This is a genomic window from Paraburkholderia sp. RAU2J (assembly GCF_003634845.1).
GTDB classification, from domain to species: domain Bacteria; phylum Pseudomonadota; class Gammaproteobacteria; order Burkholderiales; family Burkholderiaceae; genus Paraburkholderia; species Paraburkholderia fynbosensis.
The window spans coordinates 379,598-405,848 of sequence record NZ_RBXG01000001.1 but is presented as its reverse complement, the minus strand read 5'-3'; the positions used below and the strand labels follow the sequence as shown (position 1 = coordinate 405,848).

The window sequence follows — 26,251 nt, the reverse complement described above, 5'->3', positions numbered from 1 at the left end:
CCGGCACCGGGCAGCAATCACGCTATGGAACCCATCAATCTCCCCCAGTTCAGGGATGTCTCATGGCGCTGGATCGCGTATGCGACCTCCGCACTCGTGAGCGTCGCCATCGTGTTCGCGTTCGTCTACGACGTCGAACTGAAGCAGGACGTGCGCGCGGAAATCGTATCGCCGTCCGAAATCAAGATTCAGGGGCTGAGCGGCCTCGTGTCGGACATCTATGTGAATCGTTCGACGCGCGTCGCGCAGGGCGCGCCGCTGTTTCGTCTGGACCGCGATCTCTCGCTCGCGAGCAACGGCCTGCAACGCAAAGCGTTCGACGAGCATGACCGCGACGAACAGCTCCGCACGAGCGACGCGCAATACCTTCAGCGCAGGGCCGATCTTGCCGCGCAACTGAATGCCGCGCGGCTCACCGCGCAAAGCCGCCGCGCGGAAATCTCCGCGCTCGACGAACAACTGGTGCAGAACCGCGCGCTCGCCGACGAAGCCGGCCGCAAGCTGACGCGGCTAGTGTCGGTGGCCGACTACATCACCGCCGACCGGATCGAGCAGGCGAGTGCCGACATCCATCAGGCGAAAGTCGCGCTCGCACAAAGCGCGGCGCGGCGTCAGCAACTCGACGCGGATCTGGGCGCGGCGATCGGTACCCAAACGGGCCTGGGCGCGCAACTCAATGAACTGGACGCGCGCCACGCACGCGAGTTGCAGGACATTCGCATGCGCTTCGAACAGACCCGCCAGGACGCGACGATCTCCGCACCGAAAGCCGGCGTGGTGACCTACTCGGGTCTCGTGCCGGGACGCACTCTCGCACCCGACGACGTCGCGCTCGTGATCTCGACCGGCGAGAAGGGCGCGTTGCGCGCCGCGCTGCGCATTCCGTCGCGACGGCGCGGTTTCGTGCGCGAAGGGCAGATCGTGCGCCTTAAGTTCGATGCGTTTCCATACGCGAAATTCGGCAGCTACCCCGCGCGGATCGATTCGATCTCCCGCACCACCGTGCGCTCGGCGATGTCGCCGGCAGCCGCATCCGAGCCGGGCAGTCCCGACGGAGACTACATGGCGTGGGCCACGCTGGGCGGCGACACGTTCCACTTCGAGCGGCAACGCTTCGACATTCTGCCGGGCATGGCGGCGACGGCGAGCATCGTGATCGAGCGCCGCACCATCGCCGAATGGGTGCTCGCGCCGCTGTTCCGTGTGCTGCGAGGTTGACGATGCGCGCGATCTATCAGAACGAAGTCGCCGAATGCGGTTACGCCTGTCTGGCCATGGTGCTGTCGCACTTCGGCCGCTCGACCGAAGTGCGCGAGCTGCAGGCGTTCAGGCCGATCTCTGCCAATGGTTTGACGATGATGGACCTGTACGACGTCGCGGTCGAATACGGGCTTGCGGTGCAGGCGTACCGCTTCGGCAGCGGCGATCTGGCGAGCGTGAAGCGCGGTTCGATCATGCATTTCGGCGGCGCCCATTTCGTCGTGTTCGAAAAGTACGGGCGCGGCTACGTGCAGGTGATCGATCCGGCCACCGGCCGGCGCCGTATTTCGATGGACACGTTCGTCGCCAATGTGTCGGGCTTCCTGCTCGAATGTGCGCCGACGCCAGCCATGCCGCGTGTGCGCAACAAGTCGCGGGTGCCGGCGGCGCTCGCGCGGGTGCGCGCGCTGAATCCACAACTCGGCGCGCAGATCGTCAAGGTGATGTTCATTGCGCTCGGCAGCCAGTTCGCGATTCTCGCGATGCCGTACCTCGGCAATCTCGTGCTCGACGACGTGGTCGCCGCCGACAACCTGAATCTGCTCAACGTGCTGGTGCTGACGTTCTCCGGCATTTTCATCGTCGGCGCGCTGAGCCAGTACATCCAGACCTACCTCGTCGAACTGTTGCACGGCCTCGTGCAGATGAACATGATCGAGGGTTTGCTCGCGAAGCTGTTGAGCAATCCGATTCCGTACTTCGAGAAGCGCCATGTCGGCGATCTGTTCGCGCGCGTGAAGGCGCAGGACGAGATCAGCATCTACGCCACACGCACCGCGATTTCGCTTGGCATCGATCTCGTGGTCGGTTTGCTCGCGCTGCTCCTGATGCTGGTGCAGAGCCCGCAGCTGACCGCGATTGCGCTGTTGATTTTCGTGCTCTACGTGGCGGTCTCCTTTGCGCTGTTCACGCGCATGCGCGATACGCACGCACTCGTGCTCGAAGAATCGGCGCGCTGCGACGACATGCTGATCGAGACGATACGCGGCGCGTCGTTGATCAAGCTGTCGCAGGGGGAGACGCGGCGTACGGCGATCTTCATGGCGAAGTACCGCGCCTATTTTGCAGCGCTCGTGCAGAACAGCCGTCTCGGCAGCGCGCGCGATGCGATCCTGAAGCTCGTCAACTACGCGGACATGATCGCGATCACGTGGTTCGCCGCGCGCCTGATGCTCGGCGGCGCGATTTCGGTGGGCGTGTTCTATTCGTTTCTGATCTACAAGTCGCTGCTATCGGAGCGCTTTGCGAACTCGATCAACGCGGCCTTCGCGTACTTCATGCTGAGCGTTCCGGTCGCGCGGGTCGGCGACATCGTGGACGGTGACGCGGAGCGCTACACGCCGCCGGGCGAGGTGCACAAGAGCGTCGAAGTGCGTGCTTTCGAGCGCATCGACGTGCGCAACGTGACGTTCCGCTACGGCGCGTCGGATCAGCCCGTGCTCAAGAACGCGAACATCGTGATACGCAAGGGCGACAAGATCGTGATCACCGGTGCGTCGGGCAGCGGCAAGTCCACGCTGTTCAAGCTGCTCGCGGCGGCCGAACCGCTTCAGGATGGCGAGATCATGCTGAACGGCATCGCCTGGCCGAATCTCGCCGTCGACGAAATCCGCCGTCACGCCGTGCATATGCGGCAGGGCGATCTGATCCTGCACGGCTCGATTGCGGACAACGTGACACTGTTCGCGGGCAACGTGGACGAAGCGCGCGTCCACGCGCTGCTCGACGACGTCGGGCTGCTGCGCGACGTGATGCGCTTGCCGATGCGCACGCGCACGGTGATCAGCGACACGATCGCCAATATTTCCGCCGGGCAGCGGCAGCGCCTGCTGCTCGCGCGTGCGCTGTACCAGCAGCGCGAACTGTTGCTGCTCGACGAGCCGACGTCGAATCTCGATCCCGCGTCGGTGCGGCAGATCGTGGCGTTGCTGCAGCGTATCGAACGCACGGTCGTCGTGATTACGCACGACATGTCGCTCGCGGCGGCGTTCGACACGCGCTACCGGCTGGTCGAAGGCGAGCTGGTGTGCGAGGCGCGCGCCGAGGCGTTGGCCGATGAATAAGCGCAACGCATCGGGCCTGCTGATCGTGCTTGCCTGCGCCGCGCAGACGAGTACCGCGGCGGCAGCCGACCTGCTCAGCGTCGCCGCTCAGGCCGCCGACCACGACGCGGACCTGGCCGCATCGCGCGCGGGTTCCCGGGCCGCGCGCGAGGCGCTGCCCAAAGCCCGCGCGGCATTGTTGCCGCAACTGTCGGGCGGCTGGGGGCGCGCCTACAACCGCACAGCGATCGAGGGTTTCCCACGCGACAGCTACTGGCAGAACGGCTGGACTGTCGAGCTGTCGCAACCGGTCTTCGACTGGGGCCGCTGGACGGCTTACCGGCAGGCCGACCTGATCGGCGCGCGCGGGGTGGTCGATGCGGCGCGCGCGCAGCAGGCGGCCATTCTGCAGGCAGTACGCGCGTACTTCGACGAACTCGCCGCCGAAGACGAACTGGCCCGCGCCGACGACTACACGGCCGCGCTCGAACAACACATGGTTCAGCTGCATCGCCGGCAGGCGGCGGGCGAGGCGACCGTGATCGACTTGCAGGAGGCCGAGGCGGCGCGCGAGCAGGCGCAGGTGCAGCAACTGGATGCCCGCAGCGATTTGCAACTGCGGCGGCTCTCGCTCGAACAGATCACGGGGCAGCCGTTCGCGGGGTTGTCGCGGCTGCCGGATACCGTGTCGATGCCGCGCCTGAGTCCCGACAACGAGGCCAGCTGGATCGCGCAGGCTGAAGCACACGACTATCTCGTGCAGTTGAAGCAGATCGACCGGCGCATCGCGCAATTCGACGTCGAGAAGGCGCGGGCGAGAAATCTGCCGGTCGTGAACCTGACGGCGAGCCATACGCCGGCAGGCGCCGCCTCCGGCTACTCCCGTCCGACGACGACCACGACGGCAATGCTGTCGGTGACGATTCCGATTTTCGAGGGCGGCGGGACGGACGCGATCATCGACGAGACGCTGGCGCTTCAGGACAAGGCGCAGGACGAACTGGTCGGCGCAACCCGGCTGGCTGGCGCGACGGCGCGGGAAAACTGGTCACGCTTTCACGACGGCGTCACGCGGGTCGATGCGCTGACGCGTCTCGCGCAGACTTCACACGCCGCGTTACTCGCGACGCAGGTGGGCTACAAGGTGGGCAGCAGGACGAGCACCGACGTGTTGCGCGCGGCGGATTCGTTTTACGCGAATCGCCGGGATCTGATCCGGGCGCGCTACATGGCGCTTGTTGCATTGCTGCAGCTCAAGGCCGCGACGGCGGCGCTGGACCTGGACGAGGTAGCGCGGGTGAATGGTTTGCTGGTTGGCGCGGACGGGGGCAGGGCGCTCGAGACGGATCGCGCCCTCGTGGAAAAAACGGATCGAAGCGTTGCGCCTGAAAGCATGCCGCCGACCAGGCCGATCGACGGGCCGCCAGTGATGACGCCGTTCGAAGCCTTGCGCGTCGCGCAGCGGAAACCGCTTGCGGCGACTCCTTGACGCGCGCGGCTGGGGCCAGGCCGAAATGCTGGCGAATGCCGGCTGCAGTGGCGGAAACAAAAAAACCCCGGGAGCCTGCGGCTAACGGGGTTTTTCATACAACGCTATTGCTTGCGCGGTGTTTGGTGGAGGCGGCGGGAATCGAACCCGCGTCCAGAAGCACTCTACGACCAGTTCTACATGTTTAGTTCTGTCATTTGATTTAACCCCAGTGACGCGGACGAACACGCTGCACTAAGGCGATTCACTAGATTTTCGACCCTGACGTCGTGACGCCGCCAAGGCTTAACTGACGTATATGACCTCTGTCGGTATTGCTACCGGTCTTGCGACACTAGCCCGTCAGTGAACTAGGCAGAGGACGGCGGCCCTTAGGCTGCCAGTGCGAACGTATCGTCGTTTGCAGTTACGTTTTTCCCATTGATTAACGAGGTGACGGGTCCTCGACATGCCCTAGCCGCTTCGCAACCCCTGTCGAAACCAGGTCGCCCCCGCGGTTCGTTGCTCAAGATTTCTGAGCCAGACGTAGATTTTACAGTAGTTTGACGGCCGCGTCCTGACTCATTGGCATAGCGGCCACCGTGGTGCTTCAGGCGATATCGCGCAGCAGCTTCTGCAGTTCACCCGGCGATTGGACGACATGCTGTGCATGCCACTGCGTCGGTGGAATATCCTTGCCGCAGTAGCCGTACGCGGCTGCCACGGTCTTCATGCCCGCCGCGAAACCGGCCTGCACGTCGCGCAGGTCGTCGCCCACATAGACGATGCGCTCCGGCGCCACGTCCAGTTCCCGTGCGGCGTGCAGCAAAGGCGCCGGGTGCGGCTTCGAATGCGCAGTCGTGTCGCCGCTCACCACGCAGCCCGCGCGCTCTTCGAGGCCAAGCTGCGCGACCAGCGGCTCGGTCAGCCGCGCCACCTTGTTCGTGACGATGCCCCAGCGCACGCCGCGCGCATCGAGATCGTCGAGCAGTTCGGGGATGCCGGGAAAGAGCGTCGTCTCGATGCACAAGTCCGCTTCGTAGTTGGCGAGAAACTCTTCGCGCATCGACGCGAACTCGTGATCGTCCGGGCCGATGCCGAACGCGCCGCCGATCAGCCCGCGCGCCCCCGCCGATGCCAGCGGACGCAGGTCTTCGAGCGGCACCATCTCGAGGCCGCGATCGTGGCGCATCTTGTTGACGGCGGCCGCGAGATCGGGCGCCGTGTCGGCCATCGTGCCATCGAGGTCGAACAGCACAGCCTGGCAAAGACCGAGCGCGTCGTCGTTGTCTTCTCGTTGGGGCAGGGGAGTAGGGTCGCTCATTGTCGGATTGGGTTGGGCATGTCGGGGCGGATCAGGCGTCGCGGCGGCAGGCGAGCAGGTAGTTCACGCTCGTGTCGGCGGACAGCGTGAAATGCTTGCTGAGCGGGTTGTAGACGATGCCTTTGATGTCGGCCGTGCGCAGGCCGGCGGCGCGCACGAAGCTCGCCAATTCCGACGGACGGATGAAGCGCGCGTAGTCGTGCGTGCCCTTGGGCAGCATCCGCGCGATGTATTCGGCGCCGATCACCGCGAACAGATACGACTTCACGTTGCGGTTCAACGTGGAAAAGAACACCCAGCCGCCGGGCTTCACCAGCGTCTTGCAGGCCTCGACGATCGCACCGGGCACGGGCACGTGTTCGAGCATTTCCATGCAGGTGACCACGTCGTACGTTCCCGGTTCGCGGGCGGCGAGCGCTTCCGCGGCGATTTCTTCGTAATTAACGGTTACGCCGCTTTCAAGGCTGTGAAGATCGGCGACGCCGAGCGCTTGGGTCGACAGGTCGATGCCCTTCACGTGCGCGCCGAGACCGGCCATCGATTCGGAGAGAATCCCGCCGCCGCAGCCGATATCCAGCACGTTCTTACCCGCGAGATGCGCGTGGGCGTCGATCCAGTTCAGGCGAATGGGGTTGAGTTCGTGTAGCGGCTTGAATTCGGCATTCGGGTCCCACCACCGGTGCGCGAGGTCGCTGAATTTCTGTAGTTCGTGGGGATCGGCGTTGGTCATGGCGAAAGCTGCCTCGATGAGAGCGGTGAGCGGGCGCTCGAGGATAAACCCTGAGTATATAGGTCGAGGGACAGGGCGGCAAAAGGACGGCGCGTGGCGTCGCCTCGACAGGTGGCCGCGCGGCTTGATGGGCGCCGCTCGCGTCTGCCACAGGGCGGCGCGACCCGCATTGCGCGACCGGGCCATGCATAAAAAAAGCCCCGCCGAAGCGGGGCTTTGATACTGCGGCAACCTGAAGCTTACTGCTTCGGCGTGCCCACAACTTCGACTTCCACGCGACGATCCGGTGCGAGGCAGGCGATGAGTTGCTTGCGGTTCTTCTGGTTGCAACCGGTCGTGACCGGGTTGCGGCGGCCCTTGCCTTCCGTATAGATACGGTTGGCTTCGACGCCCTTGCTGACCAGGAATGCCTTCACAGCTTGAGCACGGCGCATCGACAGACGGTCGTTGTACTTGTCCGTACCGATACGATCCGTGTGACCCGTTGCGACGACGACTTCCAGGTTGATGCCTTGAATCTTCGATGCGAGTTCGCCCAGCTTTTCCTTGCCAGCCGGCTTCAGAATTGCCTTGTCGAAGTCGAACAGCGCGTCAGCTTGATACGTAATCTTTTCGCTAGAGATAACCGGTGCGGGTGCGACCGGTGCCGGCGGGGTCGGAGCCTGGGCAACCAGGGCGCCGTCGCACTTGGCGTTGGCCGTTGCCGGCGTCCAGAATGCATCGCGCCAGCAAAGCTCGTTCGTGCCGTTCATCCACACGTATTCGCCGGTACCATTCACCCAGTTGTCGTTCGTAGCTTGTCGCGACGCCGGCACCGACTGCGCCACGGCGGATGCAGCCATAACTGCGGTAGCTGCAATGAACGCGAGCTTTGAAAGTTTATTCATATTTCTCCTCTCGAAATTGAGATTACCGCAGGTTTACTGCGAGCCTGTTGACGAAGACAAGTCATACATTGCTCGAAGTATAACATTGGTGCGGAACAAAAAACCTGGTGTGTAGACTTCGAGCAGTGTCTAACTCTTTGTGCGTTGGCATTTTGCCATATCGTTCCCTTCCGACGATAAAAAAATCCGCGCCCGATCAAATCCCCGTTTAATTGTGGTGCATGCGCAACAGAAGCAATCGCCTGGAGGGGCCGCCAGTCATGGCTGAGCGGCGGATTGCCCCACGCACGAATCGCGCCTGGCCGGCACGAAAACGGAGTCCCCGCGAGCGCCTCGCGGAACTCCTGCTAGTAGGTATACGTACCCTCGGCGGAGGCGGATTCACGGCATGTTAGAATCGCGTGATGCGTTGCGCCTGCAATGCTTACGCGAAGGCGCGGGGTTGATCCGTTGCCTTGGCATGTAAAAGATACGGATAATGGATCAATTCGCCAAAGAGACTCTGCCAATCTCCCTAGAGGAGGAAATGCGCCGTTCGTATCTCGATTACGCGATGAGCGTGATCGTAGGGCGTGCGCTTCCCGATGTTCGCGATGGCCTGAAGCCGGTGCACCGGCGCGTGCTGTACGCGATGCACGAACTGAACAACGACTGGAACCGCGCGTACAAGAAGTCGGCGCGTATCGTCGGCGACGTCATCGGTAAATACCACCCGCACGGCGACACGGCTGTATACGACACCATCGTCCGGATGGCGCAGAGTTTCTCGCTGCGCTACATGCTGGTGGACGGCCAGGGCAACTTCGGTTCCGTCGACGGCGACAACGCCGCGGCGATGCGCTACACCGAAATCCGTATGGCGAAGATCGGTCACGAACTGCTGGCCGACATCGACAAGGAAACGGTCGACTTCACGCCGAACTACGACGGCAGCGAAAACGAGCCGGCCATCCTGCCCGCGCGCATTCCCAATCTGCTGATCAATGGCTCGTCCGGTATCGCGGTCGGCATGGCGACCAACATTCCGCCGCACAACCTCAACGAGGTCGTCGACGCCTGCCAGCATCTGCTGAAGAATCCGCAAGCGACGATCGACGAACTGATCGAGATCATTCCTGCGCCCGACTTCCCGACCGCCGGCATCATTTACGGCGTGGCCGGCGTGCGCGACGGCTATCGCACGGGCCGCGGCCGCGTGGTGATGCGCGCGCTCACGCACTTCGAGGAAATCGATCGCGGCCAGCGCATGGCGATCATCGTTGACGAGCTGCCGTACCAGGTCAACAAGCGCTCGCTGCTTGAGCGCATCGCCGAGCTGGTCAACGAGAAGAAGCTCGAAGGCATTTCCGACATCCGCGACGAGTCCGACAAGAGCGGCATGCGTGTCGTGATCGAGTTGAAGCGCGGCGAAGTGCCGGAAGTGGTGCTCAACAATCTGTATAAGGCCACGCAGCTTCAGGACACCTTCGGCATGAACATGGTCGCGCTGGTCGACGGCCAGCCGAAGCTGCTCAACCTGAAGGAAATGCTGTCGTGCTTCCTGTCGCATCGCCGGGAAGTGCTGACGCGGCGCACTGTATACGAACTGCGCAAGGCCCGCGAACGCGGTCACGTGCTCGAAGGCCTCGCGGTCGCGCTCGCCAACATCGACGAGTTCATCGCGCTCATCAAGGCCGCGCCGACTCCGCCGATCGCCAAGCAGGAATTGATGGGGCGTCCGTGGGATTCGTCGCTGGTGCGCGAGATGTTGTCGCGCGCCGAGACGGAAAACGCGTCGGCCGGCGGTCGTGAAGCCTACCGTCCGGACGGGTTGAACCCGTCGTTCGGTATGCAATCCGACGGCCTCTACCGGTTGTCCGACACCCAGGCTCAGGAAATTCTGCAGATGCGTCTGCAGCGCCTGACCGGTCTGGAGCAGGACAAGATCATCGGCGAGTACCGCGAAGTGATGGCGCAGATCGCCGACTTGCTGGACATTCTGGCTCGCCCGGAACGCATTACGGCGATCATCGTCGACGAACTCGCGTCGATCAAAGCCGAATTCGGCGACGCGCGCCGCTCGAAGATCGAGCTGAACGCCACCGAGCTGAACACCGAAGATCTGATCACGCCGCAGGAAATGGTCGTGACCATGTCGCATGCGGGCTACGTGAAATCGCAGCCGCTGTCCGAGTACAGCGCGCAGAAGCGGGGCGGTCGCGGCAAACAGGCCACGGCGATGAAAGAAGACGACTGGATCGACACGCTGTTCATCGCGAACACGCACGATCACATTCTGTGCTTCTCGAATCGCGGACGTGTCTACAGCGTGAAGGTCTACGAAGTTCCGCAGGGTTCGCGGAATTCGCGAGGCCGTCCGATCATCAATATCTTCCCGCTTCAGGAAGGCGAAAAGATTACGGTTGTCTTGCCGGTCAAGGAATTTTCGGCTGACAAATTCGTCTTTATGGGCACCGCGTTAGGAACCGTCAAGAAGACGCCGCTGGAAGCCTTTGGCCGCGTGTTGCGCAAGGGTATTATTGCCGTCGGTCTGGATGACGGCGATTACCTGATCGGCGCAGCGATTACGGACGGTCAACACGACGTGATGCTGTTCTCGGATTCGGGCAAGGCGGTTCGCTTCGACGAGAACGATGTGCGTCCGATGGGTCGCGAGGCGCGGGGCGTGCGCGGCATGCAGCTCGAAGACGGACAGAGCGTAATCGCGTTGCTGGTCGCCGGCGACGAGCAGCAGTCGGTGCTCACCGCTACCGAAAACGGCTTCGGCAAGCGCACGCCGATCATCGAGTACACGCGGCACGGGCGCGGCACGAAGGGCATGATCGCGATCCAGACGTCGGAGCGCAACGGCAAGGTCGTCGCCGCAACGCTGGTGGATCAGGAAGCGCAGATCATGCTGATAACCAATACGGGTGTGCTGATTCGCACGCGCGTGTCGGAAATCCGCGAAATGGGACGTGCAACCCAAGGTGTTACACTCATCAGCCTCGACGAAGGGACCAAACTTTCCGGTCTGCAACAGGTTGCTGAGGCGGAAACGGAGGGTGACGTGGAAGGCGACGCCGAAGGTCCTGCCGAAGGTGGCAACGGCAGTGAAGACGGTGGCGCAGCCTGATTCGCGTCGGCCGATTTCAGTCTCGGTTAATGGTTGAAAGCTAAGCTGCGCCGGGAATGATGGCGTGTCGGATCGATACGTATCCCGCGCAGCGCGCAGTTCAAGTTAATTTCTCTCAGGGAGTAATGATGCAAAAACGATTCAAACAACTGATGTTGCTGGCTGCCCTCGTGCCGACCTTCGCTATGGCTCAAGCACTGCAAAGCCAGGCCCCGGCGGCCCCGGCTGCTGCCGCAGCACCGGTTGACCCGGCCAAGCAGGCTGCCATCAAGGACCTGCTGGACGCAATCGACGCACAGAAGCTGGTCGGCGCGATCGGCAACAGCGCGCAGATGCAAGCGAAGCAACTGGTTCCGGCTATCCTGTCGGACGCGCTGAGCGAAAACAAGACGATGTCGGACAAGCAGAAGCAGGCTGCTGTGCCGTCGCTGCAAAAGAACGCCGTGCCGAAGTTGGTTGACGGCGCGGGTCAAGTGTTCGCAACCGACAGCTTCCGTCAGGACGCAATGCAAGCTCAGTACGACGCCTACGCGAAGTACTACAGCACGTCGGAAATCAAGGACCTGACGGCGTTCTACAAGAGCGCCACCGGCCGCAAGTTCATCCAGGTGCAAGACCAGGTTGGCCGCGACGTCGTGAACGGTCTGATGCAAAAGTACATGCCGCAATCGATCAAGGCGACGCGTGACCAGGCTGACAAGGAAGTCGCTTCGGTCAAGCCGGCCAAGTAATTCCAGGTCGAAAGGCTGCGCTGAAGTCGCGCGACCCGCCGCCTGGTGAGCGCGCCTCGTAGCTTGTACGGCGCGCCGGGTTTGGCGGGTTCGCGTTGACAATGCGATAATGGCCGTTTGCGCACACGCGCAGACGGCCATTTTCTTTTTTGGCGCAGAATCCCGGCGGATTCGTTATGGCATTCGCTTTGGCCCGTTCTCGCCAAGCGAACCCAAGCCGTCGAATTCGCTTGGCCCGCTTCACTGTGGCTGCCTACCGGTTGCCACCTTCGCCGATTTTCGCGCGATCTTTCTTTTTTCGCGCCCGCTTCCAGGACTTCACGATGCGCGTCTTTAATTTCTCAGCCGGCCCGGCGGCCATGCCCGAAGAAGTGCTGCGCCAGGCTGCCGACGAGATGCTCGATTGGCAAGGCAGTGGCATGAGCGTGATGGAAATGAGCCATCGCGGCAAAGAATTCATGTCGATCCACGAGGAAGCGCTCACCGACCTGCGCGAGTTGCTCGCGGTGCCGGCAAGCCATCGCATCCTGTTCCTGCAGGGCGGTGGTCTGGGCGAGAACGCCATCGTGCCGATGAACCTGATGGGCGCGAAGCCGCGCGCGGATTTCGTCATCACCGGTTCGTGGTCGCAGAAGTCCTTCAAGGAAGCGCCGAAGTACGGCACCGTGCATCTGGCCGCTTCCGGGCAGACGGCGGACGGCTTTACACGCGCACCGGCGCGCTCGGAGTGGCAGTTGTCGGACGATCCGGCATACGTGCATCTGTGCACGAACGAAACCATCCACGGTGTCGAAACTTTTGAGATTCCCGATCTCGGCGATATTCCGCTCGTCGCGGACGCGTCGTCGCACATCCTGTCGCGTCCGATGGACATCGCCAAATACGGCGTGCTGTTTGGCGGCGCGCAGAAGAACATCGGCATGGCCGGCGTGACGGTGGTGATCGTGCGCGAGGACATGCTGGATCGTGCGCAGGCAATCTGCCCATCGGCCTTCGAGTGGAAGACCGTCGCCGAGAACAATTCGATGTACAACACGCCGCCCACCTACGCGATCTACGTCGCCGGGCTGGTGTTCAAGTGGTTGAAGAAGCAGGGCGGCCTTGCCGCGATGGAAGCGCGCAATCTCGAGAAGTCGAAGCTGCTGTACGACGCAATCGACTCGAGCGGCTTCTATTTGAACAAGGTCGAGCGAGGCTCGCGCTCGCGGATGAACGTACCGTTCTTCCTCGCCGACGAGTCGCGCAACGAAGATTTCCTGGCCGGCGCGAAAGCGCGGGGAATGGTGCAGCTAAAGGGCCACAAGTCCGTCGGCGGCATGCGGGCGTCGATTTATAACGCCGTCCCGCTCGAAGGCGTCAAAGCGCTTGTCGAATACATGAAGGAATTCGAACAGCGCAACGCCTGAGTCATTGACTAGCAGGCGCGCGCATCCTTTCCAGCAGTTACCCGGCAGGACCGTTTTCACGCAATGGACGACGAACTCAATACCCGACTCAAACCCCTGCGCGATCGCATCGACGCGCTCGACGCGCAGTTGATCGCACTGCTCAACCAGCGCGCCGCGGTGGCGCTCGAAGTGGGCGAGGTCAAGAAGCATTTCAACGCGCCGGTGTTCCGCCCCGAACGCGAGCAGCAGGTGATCGCGCGTTTGCAGGACATGAGCGAAGGGCCGCTCGCGAGCGAGCATATCAGCGCGATCTGGCGCGAGATCATGGCGGCAAGCCGCGCGCTCGAAAAGACCATCAAGGCGGCGTACCTCGGGCCGGTCGGCACCTACAGCGAACAGGCGATGCACGAGTACTTCGGTCAGTCGATCGAAGGCCTGCCGTGCCCCTCGATCGATGAAGTGTTCCGTTCGGTCGAAGCGGGCGCGGCGGAATTCGGCGTCGTGCCGGTCGAGAATTCAACGGAAGGCGCGGTGTCGCGCACGCTCGATCTGCTGCTGCAAACGCAGCTCACGATCGGTGGCGAACTGGCCTTGCCGATCCACCACAATCTGTTGACGCTGAACGGCGGCCTCACGGGCGTGAAGCGCGTCTGCGCGCATGCGCAGGCGCTCGCCCAGTGCCAGCGCTGGTTGTCGACCAACGCGCCGCATCTGGAGCGCCAGGCGGTGTCGAGCAATGCGGAAGCCGCGCGGATGGCGGCGGAAGATCCGAGCGTCGCGGCCATCGCCGGCGATCGTGCCGCGACCCACTACGGTCTGCTGGTGGTGAACGCGCTGATTCAGGACGACCCGCACAACCGCACGCGCTTCGTGATGATCGGCAAGCAGCCGGCCGGGCCGAGCGGTTACGACCAGACTTCGCTGATCGTGTCGGTGGTCAACGAGCCGGGCGCGATGGTCAAGCTGCTGGAGCCGCTCGCGCGCCATAGCGTGTCGATGACCCGTTTCGAATCGCGTCCGGCTCGCGTCGGCACGTGGGAGTACTACTTCTACATCGACGTCGAAGGCCATCGCGACGATCCGGCGGTTGCCGCCGCGCTGACCGAACTCGGCGAAAAAGCCGCGTTTCTGAAGATACTCGGCTCGTATCCGCGCGCCCGCTGACGGCGAGCTGCCAACGCAATGCAAGCAATGAGACTCGGGCGGCATCGGGCCGCCCAGCCGCATATTCAATTACACATAGTCGTTCGGAGATATTCATGACAGCGTCTTTCGGCCCCTCCTACGTGCGCGCGATCGCGCCTTACATCGCCGGCAAGCCGATTTCGGAAGTGGCCCGCGAGTTCGGTCTGGACGAAGCGACCATCGTGAAGCTGGCATCGAACGAGAATCCGCTCGGCATGCCCGAGTCGGCGCAACGCGCGATGGTGCAAGCCGCGAGCGAACTCGGCCGCTATCCGGACGCGAATGGTTTCGAACTGAAGGCTGCGCTGAGCGAGCGCTACGACGTGCCGGCCGACTGGATCACGCTCGGCAACGGTAGCAACGACATCCTCGAAATCGCCGCGCACGCGTTCGTCGAGAAGGAGCAGTCGATCGTCTTCGCGCAGTATTCGTTTGCGGTCTACGCGCTCGCGACGCAAGGCGTGGGCGCGCGCGCGATCGTCGTGCCGGCCGTCAAGTACGGTCACGACCTTGACGCGATGCTTGCCGCGATCACCGACGATACGCGCCTCGTCTTCGTCGCCAATCCGAACAATCCGACCGGCACCTTCATCGAAGGTCCGAAGCTGGAAGCGTTTCTCGACAAAGTGCCGCGCCATGTGGCCGTGGTGCTCGACGAGGCGTACACCGAGTATTTGCCGCAGGACAAGCGTTACGACTCGATCGCATGGGCGCGCCGTTATCCGAATCTGCTGGTCTCGCGCACGTTCTCGAAGGCGTTCGGCCTTGCTGGCCTGCGCGTCGGCTTCGCGATTGCCCAGCCTGAATTGACCGATTTGCTGAACCGTCTGCGTCAGCCGTTCAATGTGAATACGCTGGCGCAAGCCGCGGCCATCGCCGCATTGAACGACAAGGCGTTTCTCGAGAAGAGCGCGGAGCTGAACGCGCAAGGCTATCGCCGCTTGACCGAGGCGTTCGACAAGCTCGGTCTCGAGTACGTGCCGTCGGACGGCAACTTCGTGCTGGTGCGCGTCGGCAACGACGACGCGGCCGGCAATCGCGTCAACCTCGCATTGCTGAAGCAGGGCGTGATCGTGCGTCCGGTCGGCAACTATGGTTTGCCGCAATGGCTGCGCATTACGATCGGCCTGCCGGAAGAAAACGAAGCATTCCTCGCGGCGCTCCAAAAGACGCTCGCCACCGCGTAAGCGGTACTTCTCGACCCGCGCGCCTGATCGGCAAACTTGATCGGCATGACTGGCGCGCTTTTCCTGTGACCGACGTGGCCGCGTTTTCTTTTAACAAGCTGGTGATTTTCGGTGTCGGGTTGATCGGCGGATCGCTCGCGCGCGCTCTGCGTGAACGCGGCGAGACCGAGGGAGCACGCAAGGTGATTGGCGTCGGGCGTTCGTCCGCGTCGAGCGAGCGCGCTTTGGCCTTGAGCGTAATCGACGGCGCCGCGGCGTTGAGCGACGACGCCGCACTGCGTGAGGCGCTATCCGGCGCCGACTTCGTGCTGCTGGCGGCGCCCGTCGCGCAGACTCAGCCGTTGCTCGAACGCATCGCGCCGCATCTCGACGCGAGCACCATCGTCACCGATGCTGGCAGCACGAAGTCGGACGTAGTCGGCGCCGCTCGTGCGGCGCTCGGCGCGCGGATCGGCCAGTTCGTGCCGGGGCATCCGATTGCCGGCCGCGAGTCGAGCGGCGTCGATGCCGCCTTGCCCGATCTGTATGTAAATCGCAACGTCGTGCTGTGCCCGCTGCCGGAGAACGCGCCGCAGGCAGTCGAGCGGGTCGCGGCGATGTGGCGCGCCACCGGCGCTCTCGTGCGCGAAATGACGCCCGCGCAGCACGACCGCGTGTTCGCGTCGGTCAGCCATTTGCCGCACGTGCTGTCGTTCGCGCTGGTCGAGCAGATTCTCAATTCACCCGACGCCGCGTTGAAATTCTCGTTCGCGGCGGGCGGCTTCCGTGACTTCACGCGGATCGCCGCGTCGAGCCCGGAAATGTGGCGCGACGTGTGCGTCGCCAATCGCGTCGCGCTGCTCGACGAACTCGACGCGTACACCGCGGTACTCGCGCGGCTGCGCGCGGCGCTCGACGCCGCCGACGGCGCCGCGCTCGAAGCCGTATTCGCGCGCTCGCGGGTCGCCCGCACCGAATGGCAGGAACAGCGCGCGGCGGGCACGGCCCAAAGCGACGCGTCGAAATAACCGGAAACTGGACTCAATCATGGAATTCCTCGATCTCGGACCATTTTCTCGTGCGTCCGGCACGGTTCGTCTGCCCGGCTCGAAGAGCATTTCGAACCGGGTGTTGCTGCTCGCGGCGCTCGCCGAAGGCGAAACGACGATCACGAACCTGCTCGACTCCGACGACACTCGCGTGATGCTCGACGCGCTCGAAAAGCTCGGCGTGCGTCTGAAGCGCGACGGCGACGCCTGCGTCGTGACCGGCACGCGCGGCGCCTTTACCGCGCGCCAGGCCGACCTGTTCCTCGGCAATGCAGGCACGGCGGTGCGTCCATTGACCGCGGCGCTGGCCGTGAATGGCGGCGATTACCGGATTCACGGCGTGCCGCGCATGCACGAGCGGCCAATCGGCGATCTGGTCGACGGCTTGCGCCAGATCGGCGCGAAGATCGACTACGAAGAGAACGAAGGCTATCCGCCGCTGAGGATTCGCCCGGCGCGGATCACCGCCGACGCGCCGATCCGCGTGCGCGGCGACGTGTCGAGCCAGTTTCTGACCTCGCTGCTGATGACGCTGCCGCTGTTGCGCACCGAAAGCGGCGTGACCACCGTGCAGGTGGACGGCGAACTGATCTCGAAGCCGTACATCGAGATCACGATCAAGCTGATGGCGCGCTTCGGCATCGAGGTCGAGCGTCACGGCTGGCACCAGTTCGTCGTGCCGTCGGGCCAGCGCTATCAGTCGCCGGGTACGATCATGGTCGAGGGCGATGCGTCGTCCGCTTCATATTTTCTCGCGGCCGGGGCGCTCGGCGGCGGGCCGCTGAAAGTGGAAGGCGTGGGCCGCGCGAGCATCCAGGGCGATGTCGGCTTTGCCGATGCACTCATCAAGATGGGCGCGAACCTGCAGATGGGCGACGATTGGATCGAAGTGCGCGGTGTCGGCAACGACCACGGCAAGCTCGATCCGATCGACATGGACTTCAACCTGATCCCCGACGCGGCCATGACGATTGCCGTCGCCGCGCTGTTCGCGGACGGCACGACCACGCTGCGCAACATTGCCAGCTGGCGCGTCAAGGAAACCGACCGGATCGCCGCAATGGCGACCGAGCTGCGCAAGGTCGGCGCGAAGGTGCAGGAGGGCGAGGATTTTCTCGTCGTCACGCCGCCTGAAAAGCTGATTCCGAACGCTTCAATCGACACCTACGACGACCACCGGATGGCCATGTGCTTCTCGCTGGTGAGCCTCGGCGGCGTGCCGATCCGCATCAACGATCCGAAGTGCGTCGGCAAGACGTTTCCCGATTATTTCGAGCGCTTCACCGCGCTCGCTCAACCCTGATTCGACCCCGAATCGACTGACGTGCGACTTTTTCGATGAAACCGACCCGTCCCTTTCACCAGACGCCCGTCATTACGATCGACGGCCCGAGTGCCTCCGGCAAAGGCACCGTGGCCGCGCTGGTTGCCGCGAGCCTAGGCTTTCACCTGCTGGATAGCGGCGCGTTGTACCGACTCGCCGCGCTGGCCAGCCTGCGTTACGGCATCGCGCCTGACGATGCCGACGCCCTTGTCGAACTGATCGACGACCTGCATATCACTTTCCGCGAGGGGCTGGCGCAGCTCGACGGCGTCGACGTGTCGGCCGAAATTCGCGCCGAGGACGTCGGCAGCCGCGCGTCGGCGATCGCCGTGCACGCGCCCGTACGAGCCGCGCTGGTGGCGCGTCAGCGGGCCTTTCGCAAGGAGCCGGGGCTGGTTGCCGACGGCCGCGACATGGGCACTGTGATCTTCCAGGACGCCGTGCTGAAGGTGTTCATGACCGCCAGTGTCGAGGCCCGCGCGGCGCGCCGGCATAAGCAATTGATCCAAAAAGGATTTTCTGCTAATATGGATGACTTGCTTCGGGATTTGCGTGAGCGCGACGAGCGTGACAGTCAGCGCGCCGCCGCGCCACTCAAGCCTGCAGCGGATGCAAAGCTGCTTGATACCTCCGCGTTGTCGGTCGACCAGGCGGTCGAACAGGTGGTGCAATGGTATGAAGCTTTGGTCCCGCATGGCTGATCCAGGAGCAGTGTTTTGAGTCAGCGCGTGGGCGCCGTAGAAGTCCGTTGTCAGTAGGTGCTTCGCGATTGTCGCGAAGCGTTGTATTAACCCTTTAACCCCGCGTGGCATTCGCTTTCTTGCCGAAGTTGCTGACCGTCCGGCCAGCCGGGCACCGCGAGAACCATGCAAATTTTGATTTTTATGTCCGACCTGCAAACCTCTACCCCGAATACCGAATCTTTTGCGGCTCTGTTCGAAGAGTCGCTGACCAAGCAAGACATGCGCGCCGGCGAAGTGATCTCCGCCGAAGTCGTGCGTGTTGACCACAACTTCGTGGTCGTCAACGCTGGTCTCAAGTCCGAAGCCTACATCCCGCTCGAAGAGTTCCTGAACGACGCGGGCGAGGTAGAAGTGCAGGCGGGCGACTTCGTTTCCGTCGCGATCGACGCGCTGGAAAACGGCTATGGCGACACGATCCTGTCGCGCGACAAGGCGAAGCGTCTGGCTTCATGGCTGTCGCTTGAAAAAGCGCTCGACAACAACGAACTCGTGACCGGCACGATCACGGGCAAGGTCAAGGGCGGCATGACCGTCATGGTCAACGGCATCCGCGCGTTCCTGCCGGGTTCGCTGGTCGATACGCGTCCGGTCAAGGATACGACCCCGTACGAAGGCAAGACGCTGGAATTTCGCGTCATCAAGCTCGACCGCAAGCGTAACAACGTCGTGCTGTCGCGTCGTGCCGTGATCGAAGCAACCCAGGGCGAAGAGCGCGCAAAGCTGCTCGAAACGCTGAAGGAAGGCGCGATCGTGGAAGGCGTGGTCAAGAACATCACCGACTACGGCGCGTTCGTGGACCTCGGCGGTATCGACGGCCTGCTGCACATCACCGACATCGCATGGCGTCGTGTGCGTCACCCGAGCGAAGTGCTGTCGGTTGGCCAGGAAGTCACCGCGAAGATCCTCAAGTTCGATCAAGAGAAGAACCGCGTTTCGCTGGGCATCAAGCAACTGGGCGACGATCCGTGGGAAGGCATCTCGCGCCGTTACCCGTCGGGCACGCGCCTGTTCGGTAAGGTCACCAACATCACCGACTACGGCGCATTCGTCGAGGTGGAATCGGGCATCGAAGGCCTCGTCCACGTGTCGGAAATGGACTGGACGAACAAGAACGTTGCACCGTCGAAGGTTGTTCAGTTGGGCGACGAAGTCGAAGTCATGGTTCTCGAAATCGACGAAGACCGCCGCCGTATCAGCCTCGGCATGAAGCAGTGCAAGCCGAACCCGTGGGACGACTTCAGCCGCAACTTCAAGAAGGGCGACAAGCTGCAAGGCGCGATCAAGTCGATTACCGACTTCGGCGTCTTCATCGGTCTGCCGGGCGGCATCGACGGTCTGGTTCACCTGTCGGACCTGTCGTGGAGCGAAACGGGCGAAGAAGCAGTTCGCAAGTACAAGAAGGGCGACGAAGTGGAAGCGATCGTTCTCGGCATCGACGTCGAGAAGGAACGTATTTCGCTGGGCATCAAGCAGCTCGAAGGCGACCCGTTCAGCAACTTCGTTGCAATGAACGACAAGGGTTCGATCGTCGACGGCGTGGTCAAGACGGTGGACGCGAAGGGTGCAGTGGTTCAGCTGTCGGCTGAAGTCGAAGGCTACCTGCGCGCTTCGGAAATCGCACAAGACCGCGTGGAAGATGCTCGCAACGTGCTGAAGGAAGGCGACAAGGTCAACGCGATGATCATCAACATTGATCGCAAGTCGCGTGGCATCAACCTGTCGATCAAGGCTAAGGATTCGGCTGAGCAACAGGAAGCCATCCGTGGTTTGGCTTCGTCGGATTCGAGCGCGGCTGCTACCGGCACGACGAACCTCGGCGCGCTGCTCAAGGCCAAGCTCGACGGCCAGAACCAGTAAGCCTGAGAGGTCTGCTGCAGTATGACCAAATCGGAACTGGTCGCCCAGCTGGCTACGCGATTTCCGCAGCTTGTACTTAAAGATGCGGATTTCGCGGTGAAGACGATGCTTGATGCGATGTCGGAGGCGCTTGCCAACGGCCATCGCATCGAAATTCGCGGCTTCGGCAGCTTCGGCCTCAACCGCCGTCCCTCCCGCGTCGGACGCAATCCGAAGTCGGGCGAGAAGGTGCTGGTACCTGAGAAGTACGTACCGCACTTCAAGCCGGGCAAGGAATTGCGTGAGCGGGTAGATCGTCGCGCGGGCGAGCCGTTGAAGGCGGAAGAGCCGGATGACGACCTGTAAATGCTTCGCTGCGCGTTTTGCAGCGTGGCATTGGTAGCGTCAGCGGCCAAAGCCAGTTGGCAAAAGACCAGAAAAAGCGCCTTTGGGCGCTTTTTTTTCGCCCATAGATTTTCTAGCCGCGTTGTCGTAGCTGCTTGACCGCACCAAACCAAGCCAAGCCAAGCCAAGCCAAGCCAAGCTTACGCGCGTGCGTCCCTTCGTCACTTTGCCAGCCCCAGGCACCGCATCCCAATCCCTATTTGCGGCGAGAGCAGGACAAACCCCGCGTAAGCCCGCAATCCGCCACTTCCTGCCCAGCCACGAGGGCTTCAATTACAATACGGGTCACTTCGGCGCGGGCAATACATTGGCGCGACGCGTCATCGAGCCGGCGTCACCCCGCAACTGCCGTCAAGAGACATATTCATGAAATTTATCGTCTGGTTGATCCGTGTGCTGGTGTTCGTGCTGCTGCTGGTGCTGGCGCTCTCCAACACACAACCTGCTACGTTGAATTTCCTCGCCGGCTACGTGTGGTCGGCGCCCTTGATCCTGATCGGTCTCGCGTTCTTCGTGGTGGGGCTGGTGGCCGGACTGGTGTCGGCAATGCCGACTACGGTGCGCCTGCGCATGGAAAATGGCCGGCTCAAGCGCGAGTTGCGCGCGGCGCGCGAAACGCCAGTGGTGGTCGAACAACCACCCATGCCGCCGCTGATCTAAATTTCCTTCCGCCGCGCAAGGTTGAGCGCGGCTTTCCGTTCCTGCTTTCCCGTTCATTTGCATTAATCGCATGGATCTAGACTTCTGGTGGCTGCTCGTCATACCCGTCGCTTTCGCGTTCGGCTGGATGGCTGCGCGCTACGACCTCAAGACGCTGCTGTCCGAAAGCGCCAACCTGCCGCGCTCGTATTTCCGCGGCCTGAACTTCCTGCTCAACGAGCAGCCTGACCAGGCGATCGATGCATTCATCGAAGTGGTCAAGCTCGACCCTGAAACGATCGAGCTGCATTTCGCGCTAGGGAATCTGTTCCGGCGCCGCGGCGAAACGGACCGCGCGATTCGCGTGCATCAGAATCTGTTGAGCCGCGCCGACCTGCCGGTCAGCGAGCGCGACCACGCGCTTTACGAACTGGGCCAGGACTTCCTGAAAGCGGGCCTGCTCGATCGCGCGGAGGAAACTTTCCGGTTGCTCGAAACCGGCGACTACGCGTTGGGCGCGCAACGAGCGCTCCTCACCATCTACGAGATCGAGAAGGACTGGGTCAAATCGATCGACACCGCGCGCCATCTGGAAACGATGGGCGCCGAATCGCTCGGCAAGGAAATCGCGCAGTTCCATTGCGAGCTTGCGCAGGAAGCGCTGCAGCAGAAGAATCCGGACGAGGCCCGCCGCCAGCTCGGCTTCGCGCTGAAGGCGAACCCGACCAACGTGCGCGCCACTATCCTGTTCGGCGACGTCGACGCGGCTGGCGGCGAGCAGGCCGCGGCCATCGACCAATGGCGGCGCGTCGAGGAGCAGAATCCGGCCTATCTGCCGCTGGTCGCCGAGAAAGTGATGAAGGCCTATGAGGCGCTTGGCCGTCCGCAGGAAGGCGCCGATCTGCTTACCGCCTGGGTCGACCGGCATCCGACCAACGATCTGCTCGATGTAGCCTATCAGCACGTCGCGTCCCTGCGCGGTCCCGATGCGGCGCACGCGCTGGCACGTTCGCAGATGCAGAAGTCGCCAAACCTGGCCGGCATGACGCGTCTACTGGAGGCGCAGCAGGCCGTCGCGGAAGAGCCGCGGCGCAGCGAGCTCGAACTGATGCGTACGCTGATCCGTCAGCGCACCAAGAATCTGCCGCGCTATACGTGCCAGAATTGCGGCTTCAGGGCGCGGCTTTTCTATTGGCAGTGCCCGGGTTGCAGCGGGTGGGAAACCTATGCGCCGCGTCGTGTCGAACCGATTGTCGCGTCGAATTGACGCCACTGCGGGCGTCGCGGCATTAACCGCGCGGCCGCCGCGCCCTGCGCATGGCGGCAGCACCGGCGCGGGCGGATTTTGCAGCGAGTTCGTCCCGGCCTCATGACCGGCAATCATCACCGGAACCCTCTACCGGAAGGCGTATGAAAATCACCATTATCGGCACAGGCTATGTCGGCCTCGTCACTGGCGCGTGTCTCGCTGAGATCGGTCACGACGTTTTCTGTCTTGACGTCGATCCGCGCAAGATCGAAATCCTCAATAACGGCGGCGTACCGATTCACGAGCCGGGTTTGCAGGAGATGATCGCCCGCACGCGCGCGGCGCGCCGCATCACGTTCTCCACGGATGTCGAGGCCAGCGTGGCGCACGGTGACGTGCAGTTCATCGCGGTCGGAACGCCCCCTGACGAAGACGGCTCGGCCGATCTGCAGTACGTGCTCGAGGCGGCTCGCAACATCGGCCGCACGATGAACGGCTTCAAGGTGGTCGTCGACAAATCGACGGTGCCGGTCGGCACAGCGCAGCGGGTGCGCGCGGTGATCGCGGAAGAGCTCGCCAAACGCGGAATCGCGGACAGCGAACAGCATCGCTTTTCGGTGGTCTCCAACCCCGAGTTTCTGAAGGAAGGCGCGGCGGTCGACGACTTCATGCGACCCGATCGCATCGTGCTCGGCAGCGACGAAGACGAAGCCGGCCAACGCGCGCGCGAACTGATGAAGCGCCTGTACGCGCCGTTCAACCGCAATCACGAACGTACGCTGCACATGGACGTGCGCTCGGCCGAATTCACCAAATACGCGGCCAATGCGATGCTCGCCACGCGCATTTCGTTCATGAACGAAATGTCGAATCTGGCGGATCGCGTCGGCGCGGATATCGAAGCGGTGCGCCGCGGCATCGGCTCGGACCCGCGCATCGGCTATCACTTCCTGTATGCCGGTTGCGGCTATGGCGGCTCGTGCTTTCCGAAGGACGTGCAGGCGCTGATTCGCACCGCCAGCGAGAGCGGGCACAACCTGCGAATCCTCGAAGCGGTCGAGGAAGTGAACGACAGGCAGAAGGACGTACTGGTTCAAAAGATCACCGCCAAGCTCGGCGACGATCTGAGCGGCCGCACGTTCGCCGTCTGGGGCCTCGCATTCAAGCCGAATACCGACGACATGCGCGAAGCGCCGAGCCGTCGCGTGGTCGCCGAACTACTGGCGCGTGGCGCTCAGGTGCGTGCGTACGACCCGGTCGCGGTGACCGAAGCGCGTCGCGTATTCGAGCTTGATTTGCACGACGCGCCCGAGCAGCTCGCGCGTCTGACCTTCACGAGCACGCAGGACGAAACGCTCACCGGCGCCGACGCGCTCGTGGTCGTGACAGAATGGAAGGAATTCAAGAGTCCGGATTTCGTGTACCTCAAATCGGTACTGAAGTCGCCGCAGATTTTCGACGGCCGCAATCTCTACGAACCGGACGCGATGACCGAGCTCGGCATCGACTATCACTCGATTGGACGCCCCTATGCCCAACCCTCTGAACTTCCGGCCGATGCCTGAGGCCATGCCGGGAGCGCCCGCGTCCACGCCGGCGGCGCAGCTCACGGTCGTGCCGCGCGCGCAGCTCGGCGCGGCGCGCGTGCTGGTGGTCGGCGACGTGATGCTCGACCGCTACTGGTTCGGCGACGTAAACCGCATCTCGCCCGAAGCGCCGGTGCCGGTGGTGCACGTGCAGCGTCAGGAAGACCGTCTGGGCGGCGCGGCGAACGTCGCGCGCAATGCGGTCGCGCTCGGCGCGCAGGCCGGCTTGCTGTGCGTGGTCGGCCATGACGAACCCGGCGAGCGCATCGTGCAGTTGCTCGACGAAAGCGGCGTGACGCCGCATCTCGAACGCGATCCGGCGCTGCTCACCACGATCAAGCTGCGCGTGCTGTCGCGGCAGCAGCAGTTGCTGCGCGTCGACTTCGAAAACTCGCCGGCGCATGAAGTGCTGCTCGCGGGCCTCGCGCGTTTCGACGAATTGCTGCCGTCGCATGACGTGTTCCTGATGTCGGATTACGCGAAGGGCGGCCTGACCCACGTCACGCAGATGATCGCGAAGGCGCACGCGGCGGGCAAGCCGGTGCTGGTCGATCCGAAGGGCGACGACTGGGAGCGTTATCGCGGCGCGACGCTGATCACACCGAATCGCGCCGAGTTGCGCGAGGTCGTCGGTCAGTGGAAGTCCGAGGAGGATCTGCTCGCGCGCGTGACGAAGCTGCGCGCCGAACTGGCGTTCAAGGCGCTGTTGCTGACGCGCTCGGAAGAGGGCATGACGCTCTTCTCCGACGACGGCGTCTTGCACGCTTCGGCCGTCGCACGCGAAGTGTATGATGTCTCGGGTGCGGGCGACACCGTGATCGCCACGCTCGCCGCCATGCTGGGCGCGGGTCTCACGCTGGTCGATGCGGTCGGCCTCGCGAATCGCGCGGCGGGCATCGTGGTCGGCAAACTCGGTACCGCCACCGTCGACTACGACGAACTCTTTCATTGATGCGGCCCGCCGGGTCTTTCGTCACGCGCCATCGCGCAGCGTGAAAAGAACCCGCGGGGCGTCAACCGAAGTCCCATGCAAAGCTGTCGATTGGAGTCGGCGTTTTAGCGCGCGACCCCCGTCCCACGCAGGGCTCATTACCGCAGGATCATCATGACTCTCATCGTCACCGGCGCGGCCGGTTTCATCGGAAGCAATCTCGTGAAGGCGCTCAACGAGCGCGGCGAACAACGCATCATCGCCGTCGACAATCTGACGCGCGCCGACAAGTTCAAGAATCTGGTCGACTGCGAAATCGACGACTATCTCGATAAGACCGAATTCGTCGAGCGGTTCAAGCGCGGTGACTTCGGCAAGGTGCGCGCGATTTTCCACGAAGGCGCCTGCTCGGACACGATGGAGACCGACGGCCGCTACATGATGGACAACAACTTCCGCTACAGCCGCGACGTGCTCGATGTCTGCCTCGCGCAGAACATCCAGTTTCTGTATGCGTCGTCGGCAGCGACGTACGGCGGGTCGAGCCGCTTCGTCGAAGAGCGTGAAGTCGAGCAGCCGCTGAACGTGTACGGCTATTCGAAATTCCTGTTCGACCAGGTGATCCGGCGCGTGCTGCCTACCGCGAAGAGCCAGATTGCGGGCTTCCGTTACTTCAACGTGTACGGGCCGCGCGAAACGCATAAGGCGCGCATGGCGTCGGTTGCGTTTCACAACTTCAACCAGTTCCGCGCCGAAGGCAAGGTCAAGTTGTTCGGCGAATACAACGGCTATGCATCGGGCGAGCAGACGCGCGATTTCGTTTCTGTCGAAGACGTGGTGAAGGTCAACCTGTTCTTCTTCGACAATCCGGACAAATCGGGCATCTTCAATCTCGGCAGCGGCCGTGCGCAACCGTTCAACGACATCGCGAGCACCGTGGTCAACACGCTGCGTGCGCTGAACAACGAGCCGGCGCTGTCGCTAGCGGATCAGGTGCAGCGCGGCCTGATCGAGTACATTCCGTTTCCCGACGCGCTGCGCGGCAAGTACCAGTGCTTCACGCAGGCCGACCAGTCGAAGCTGCGCGCGGCCGGTTACGATGCGCCGTTCCTGAGCGTGCAGGAAGGTGTCGATCGTTACGTACGTTGGCTGTTCGGCCAGGTGTAAATAATTCGGATCCCTCTTTAAACTGG

General features: G+C 63.0%; 21 protein-coding genes and 1 other RNA gene. 18 read left to right on the top strand and 4 right to left on the bottom strand.

The window, feature by feature from the left end:
- Positions 1–24 precede the first annotated feature (24 nt).
- From B0G69_RS01860 to B0G69_RS01850, 3 genes are read left to right on the top strand one after another with little or no spacing between them, the layout of a single operon-like run.
- Positions 25–1,218, top strand: a complete 1,194-nt coding sequence (locus B0G69_RS01860; RefSeq protein ID WP_121315397.1) for an HlyD family efflux transporter periplasmic adaptor subunit — start codon at positions 25–27, stop codon at positions 1,216–1,218.
- Positions 1,219–1,220: 2 nt separating this feature from the next.
- Complete coding sequence (locus tag B0G69_RS01855) at positions 1,221–3,323, top strand: ABC transporter transmembrane domain-containing protein (protein WP_121315396.1); 2,103 nt, start codon at positions 1,221–1,223, stop codon at positions 3,321–3,323.
- Complete coding sequence (locus tag B0G69_RS01850; protein WP_121315395.1) at positions 3,316–4,791, top strand: TolC family protein; 1,476 nt, start codon at positions 3,316–3,318, stop codon at positions 4,789–4,791. The genes B0G69_RS01855 and B0G69_RS01850 overlap by 8 nt, the downstream gene beginning before the upstream one ends.
- Before the next feature lie 123 nt (positions 4,792–4,914).
- Here the strand turns inward: B0G69_RS01850 and ssrA are convergent.
- From ssrA to ompA, 4 genes are all read right to left on the bottom strand, one after another.
- Positions 4,915–5,284, bottom strand: a transfer-messenger RNA (tmRNA) gene (gene ssrA, locus B0G69_RS01845).
- A 96-nt stretch (positions 5,285–5,380) separates the two neighbouring features.
- Positions 5,381–6,094 carry a phosphoglycolate phosphatase gene (gene gph, locus B0G69_RS01840; protein ID WP_121315394.1) on the bottom strand — a complete coding sequence of 238 codons (714 nt, stop codon included), beginning with the start codon at positions 6,092–6,094 and terminating at the stop codon, positions 5,381–5,383.
- Positions 6,095–6,125: 31 nt separating this feature from the next.
- Positions 6,126–6,824, bottom strand: a complete 699-nt coding sequence (ubiG, locus tag B0G69_RS01835; protein WP_121315393.1) for a bifunctional 2-polyprenyl-6-hydroxyphenol methylase/3-demethylubiquinol 3-O-methyltransferase UbiG — start codon at positions 6,822–6,824, stop codon at positions 6,126–6,128.
- Between the two features lie 239 nt (positions 6,825–7,063).
- Complete coding sequence (gene ompA, locus B0G69_RS01830) at positions 7,064–7,711, bottom strand: outer membrane protein OmpA (protein ID WP_121315392.1); 648 nt, start codon at positions 7,709–7,711, stop codon at positions 7,064–7,066.
- Positions 7,712–8,189: 478 nt separating this feature from the next.
- Between ompA and gyrA the strand changes: the two genes are divergently transcribed.
- The 15 genes from gyrA to rfaD all read left to right on the top strand — a co-directional run bounded on the left by gyrA (position 8,190) and on the right by rfaD (position 26,225).
- Positions 8,190–10,826 (top strand): DNA gyrase subunit A, encoded by a 2,637-nt coding sequence (gyrA, locus tag B0G69_RS01825; protein WP_121315391.1) that lies wholly within the window; start codon positions 8,190–8,192, stop codon positions 10,824–10,826.
- Positions 10,827–10,954: 128 nt separating this feature from the next.
- Complete coding sequence (locus tag B0G69_RS01820; RefSeq protein ID WP_121315390.1) at positions 10,955–11,557, top strand: DUF2059 domain-containing protein; 603 nt, start codon at positions 10,955–10,957, stop codon at positions 11,555–11,557.
- A 323-nt stretch (positions 11,558–11,880) separates the two neighbouring features.
- Positions 11,881–12,963: a 3-phosphoserine/phosphohydroxythreonine transaminase gene (gene serC / locus B0G69_RS01815; protein ID WP_121315389.1), complete on the top strand. Its 1,083-nt coding sequence runs from the start codon at positions 11,881–11,883 to the stop codon at positions 12,961–12,963.
- A gap of 63 nt (positions 12,964–13,026) precedes the next feature.
- Complete coding sequence (gene pheA, locus B0G69_RS01810) at positions 13,027–14,109, top strand: prephenate dehydratase (RefSeq protein ID WP_121315388.1); 1,083 nt, start codon at positions 13,027–13,029, stop codon at positions 14,107–14,109.
- Positions 14,110–14,204: 95 nt separating this feature from the next.
- Complete coding sequence (hisC, locus tag B0G69_RS01805) at positions 14,205–15,317, top strand: histidinol-phosphate transaminase (RefSeq protein ID WP_121315387.1); 1,113 nt, start codon at positions 14,205–14,207, stop codon at positions 15,315–15,317.
- A gap of 65 nt (positions 15,318–15,382) precedes the next feature.
- Positions 15,383–16,324 (top strand): prephenate dehydrogenase/arogenate dehydrogenase family protein, encoded by a 942-nt coding sequence (locus B0G69_RS01800; RefSeq protein WP_121315386.1) that lies wholly within the window; start codon positions 15,383–15,385, stop codon positions 16,322–16,324.
- Between the two features lie 19 nt (positions 16,325–16,343).
- Positions 16,344–17,648: a 3-phosphoshikimate 1-carboxyvinyltransferase gene (gene aroA, locus B0G69_RS01795; protein WP_121315385.1), complete on the top strand. Its 1,305-nt coding sequence runs from the start codon at positions 16,344–16,346 to the stop codon at positions 17,646–17,648.
- Positions 17,649–17,683: 35 nt separating this feature from the next.
- Positions 17,684–18,370, top strand: coding sequence for a (d)CMP kinase (cmk, locus tag B0G69_RS01790; protein WP_121315384.1), 687 nt, complete (start codon positions 17,684–17,686; stop codon positions 18,368–18,370).
- Positions 18,371–18,535: 165 nt separating this feature from the next.
- Complete coding sequence (rpsA, locus tag B0G69_RS01785) at positions 18,536–20,269, top strand: 30S ribosomal protein S1 (protein ID WP_121315383.1); 1,734 nt, start codon at positions 18,536–18,538, stop codon at positions 20,267–20,269.
- 21 nt (positions 20,270–20,290) lie between these two features.
- On the top strand, positions 20,291–20,614 hold the full coding sequence (locus tag B0G69_RS01780) for an integration host factor subunit beta (RefSeq protein WP_007180889.1): 324 nt from the start codon (positions 20,291–20,293) through the stop codon (positions 20,612–20,614).
- A 405-nt stretch (positions 20,615–21,019) separates the two neighbouring features.
- Complete coding sequence (locus B0G69_RS01775) at positions 21,020–21,313, top strand: LapA family protein (protein WP_121315382.1); 294 nt, start codon at positions 21,020–21,022, stop codon at positions 21,311–21,313.
- Positions 21,314–21,383: 70 nt separating this feature from the next.
- Complete coding sequence (gene lapB, locus B0G69_RS01770) at positions 21,384–22,559, top strand: lipopolysaccharide assembly protein LapB (RefSeq protein WP_121315381.1); 1,176 nt, start codon at positions 21,384–21,386, stop codon at positions 22,557–22,559.
- Positions 22,560–22,702: 143 nt separating this feature from the next.
- Positions 22,703–24,106, top strand: a complete 1,404-nt coding sequence (locus B0G69_RS01765; RefSeq protein WP_121315380.1) for a UDP-glucose/GDP-mannose dehydrogenase family protein — start codon at positions 22,703–22,705, stop codon at positions 24,104–24,106.
- On the top strand, positions 24,072–25,079 hold the full coding sequence (gene rfaE1 / locus B0G69_RS01760) for a D-glycero-beta-D-manno-heptose-7-phosphate kinase (protein ID WP_121315379.1): 1,008 nt from the start codon (positions 24,072–24,074) through the stop codon (positions 25,077–25,079). Before B0G69_RS01765 ends, rfaE1 begins: the two co-directional genes overlap by 35 nt.
- A 153-nt stretch (positions 25,080–25,232) precedes the next feature.
- Positions 25,233–26,225 (top strand): ADP-glyceromanno-heptose 6-epimerase, encoded by a 993-nt coding sequence (gene rfaD, locus B0G69_RS01755; RefSeq protein ID WP_121315378.1) that lies wholly within the window; start codon positions 25,233–25,235, stop codon positions 26,223–26,225.
- The last annotated feature ends 26 nt before the right edge of the window (positions 26,226–26,251 follow it).

Coding starts and splice junctions, on each gene's coding strand:
- B0G69_RS01860 (WP_121315397.1), top strand. CDS start 25: ATGGAACCCATCAATCTCCCCCAGTTCAGGGATGTCTCATGGCGCTGG.
- B0G69_RS01855 (WP_121315396.1), top strand. CDS start 1,221: ATGCGCGCGATCTATCAGAACGAAGTCGCCGAATGCGGTTACGCCTGT.
- B0G69_RS01850 (WP_121315395.1), top strand. CDS start 3,316: ATGAATAAGCGCAACGCATCGGGCCTGCTGATCGTGCTTGCCTGCGCC.
- gph (WP_121315394.1), bottom strand. CDS start 6,094: ATGAGCGACCCTACTCCCCTGCCCCAACGAGAAGACAACGACGACGCG.
- ubiG (WP_121315393.1), bottom strand. CDS start 6,824: ATGACCAACGCCGATCCCCACGAACTACAGAAATTCAGCGACCTCGCG.
- ompA (WP_121315392.1), bottom strand. CDS start 7,711: ATGAATAAACTTTCAAAGCTCGCGTTCATTGCAGCTACCGCAGTTATG.
- gyrA (WP_121315391.1), top strand. CDS start 8,190: ATGGATCAATTCGCCAAAGAGACTCTGCCAATCTCCCTAGAGGAGGAA.
- B0G69_RS01820 (WP_121315390.1), top strand. CDS start 10,955: ATGCAAAAACGATTCAAACAACTGATGTTGCTGGCTGCCCTCGTGCCG.
- serC (WP_121315389.1), top strand. CDS start 11,881: ATGCGCGTCTTTAATTTCTCAGCCGGCCCGGCGGCCATGCCCGAAGAA.
- pheA (WP_121315388.1), top strand. CDS start 13,027: ATGGACGACGAACTCAATACCCGACTCAAACCCCTGCGCGATCGCATC.
- hisC (WP_121315387.1), top strand. CDS start 14,205: ATGACAGCGTCTTTCGGCCCCTCCTACGTGCGCGCGATCGCGCCTTAC.
- aroA (WP_121315385.1), top strand. CDS start 16,344: ATGGAATTCCTCGATCTCGGACCATTTTCTCGTGCGTCCGGCACGGTT.
- cmk (WP_121315384.1), top strand. CDS start 17,684: ATGAAACCGACCCGTCCCTTTCACCAGACGCCCGTCATTACGATCGAC.
- rpsA (WP_121315383.1), top strand. CDS start 18,536: ATGCAAATTTTGATTTTTATGTCCGACCTGCAAACCTCTACCCCGAAT.
- B0G69_RS01780 (WP_007180889.1), top strand. CDS start 20,291: ATGACCAAATCGGAACTGGTCGCCCAGCTGGCTACGCGATTTCCGCAG.
- B0G69_RS01775 (WP_121315382.1), top strand. CDS start 21,020: ATGAAATTTATCGTCTGGTTGATCCGTGTGCTGGTGTTCGTGCTGCTG.
- lapB (WP_121315381.1), top strand. CDS start 21,384: ATGGATCTAGACTTCTGGTGGCTGCTCGTCATACCCGTCGCTTTCGCG.
- B0G69_RS01765 (WP_121315380.1), top strand. CDS start 22,703: ATGAAAATCACCATTATCGGCACAGGCTATGTCGGCCTCGTCACTGGC.
- rfaE1 (WP_121315379.1), top strand. CDS start 24,072: ATGCCCAACCCTCTGAACTTCCGGCCGATGCCTGAGGCCATGCCGGGA.
- rfaD (WP_121315378.1), top strand. CDS start 25,233: ATGACTCTCATCGTCACCGGCGCGGCCGGTTTCATCGGAAGCAATCTC.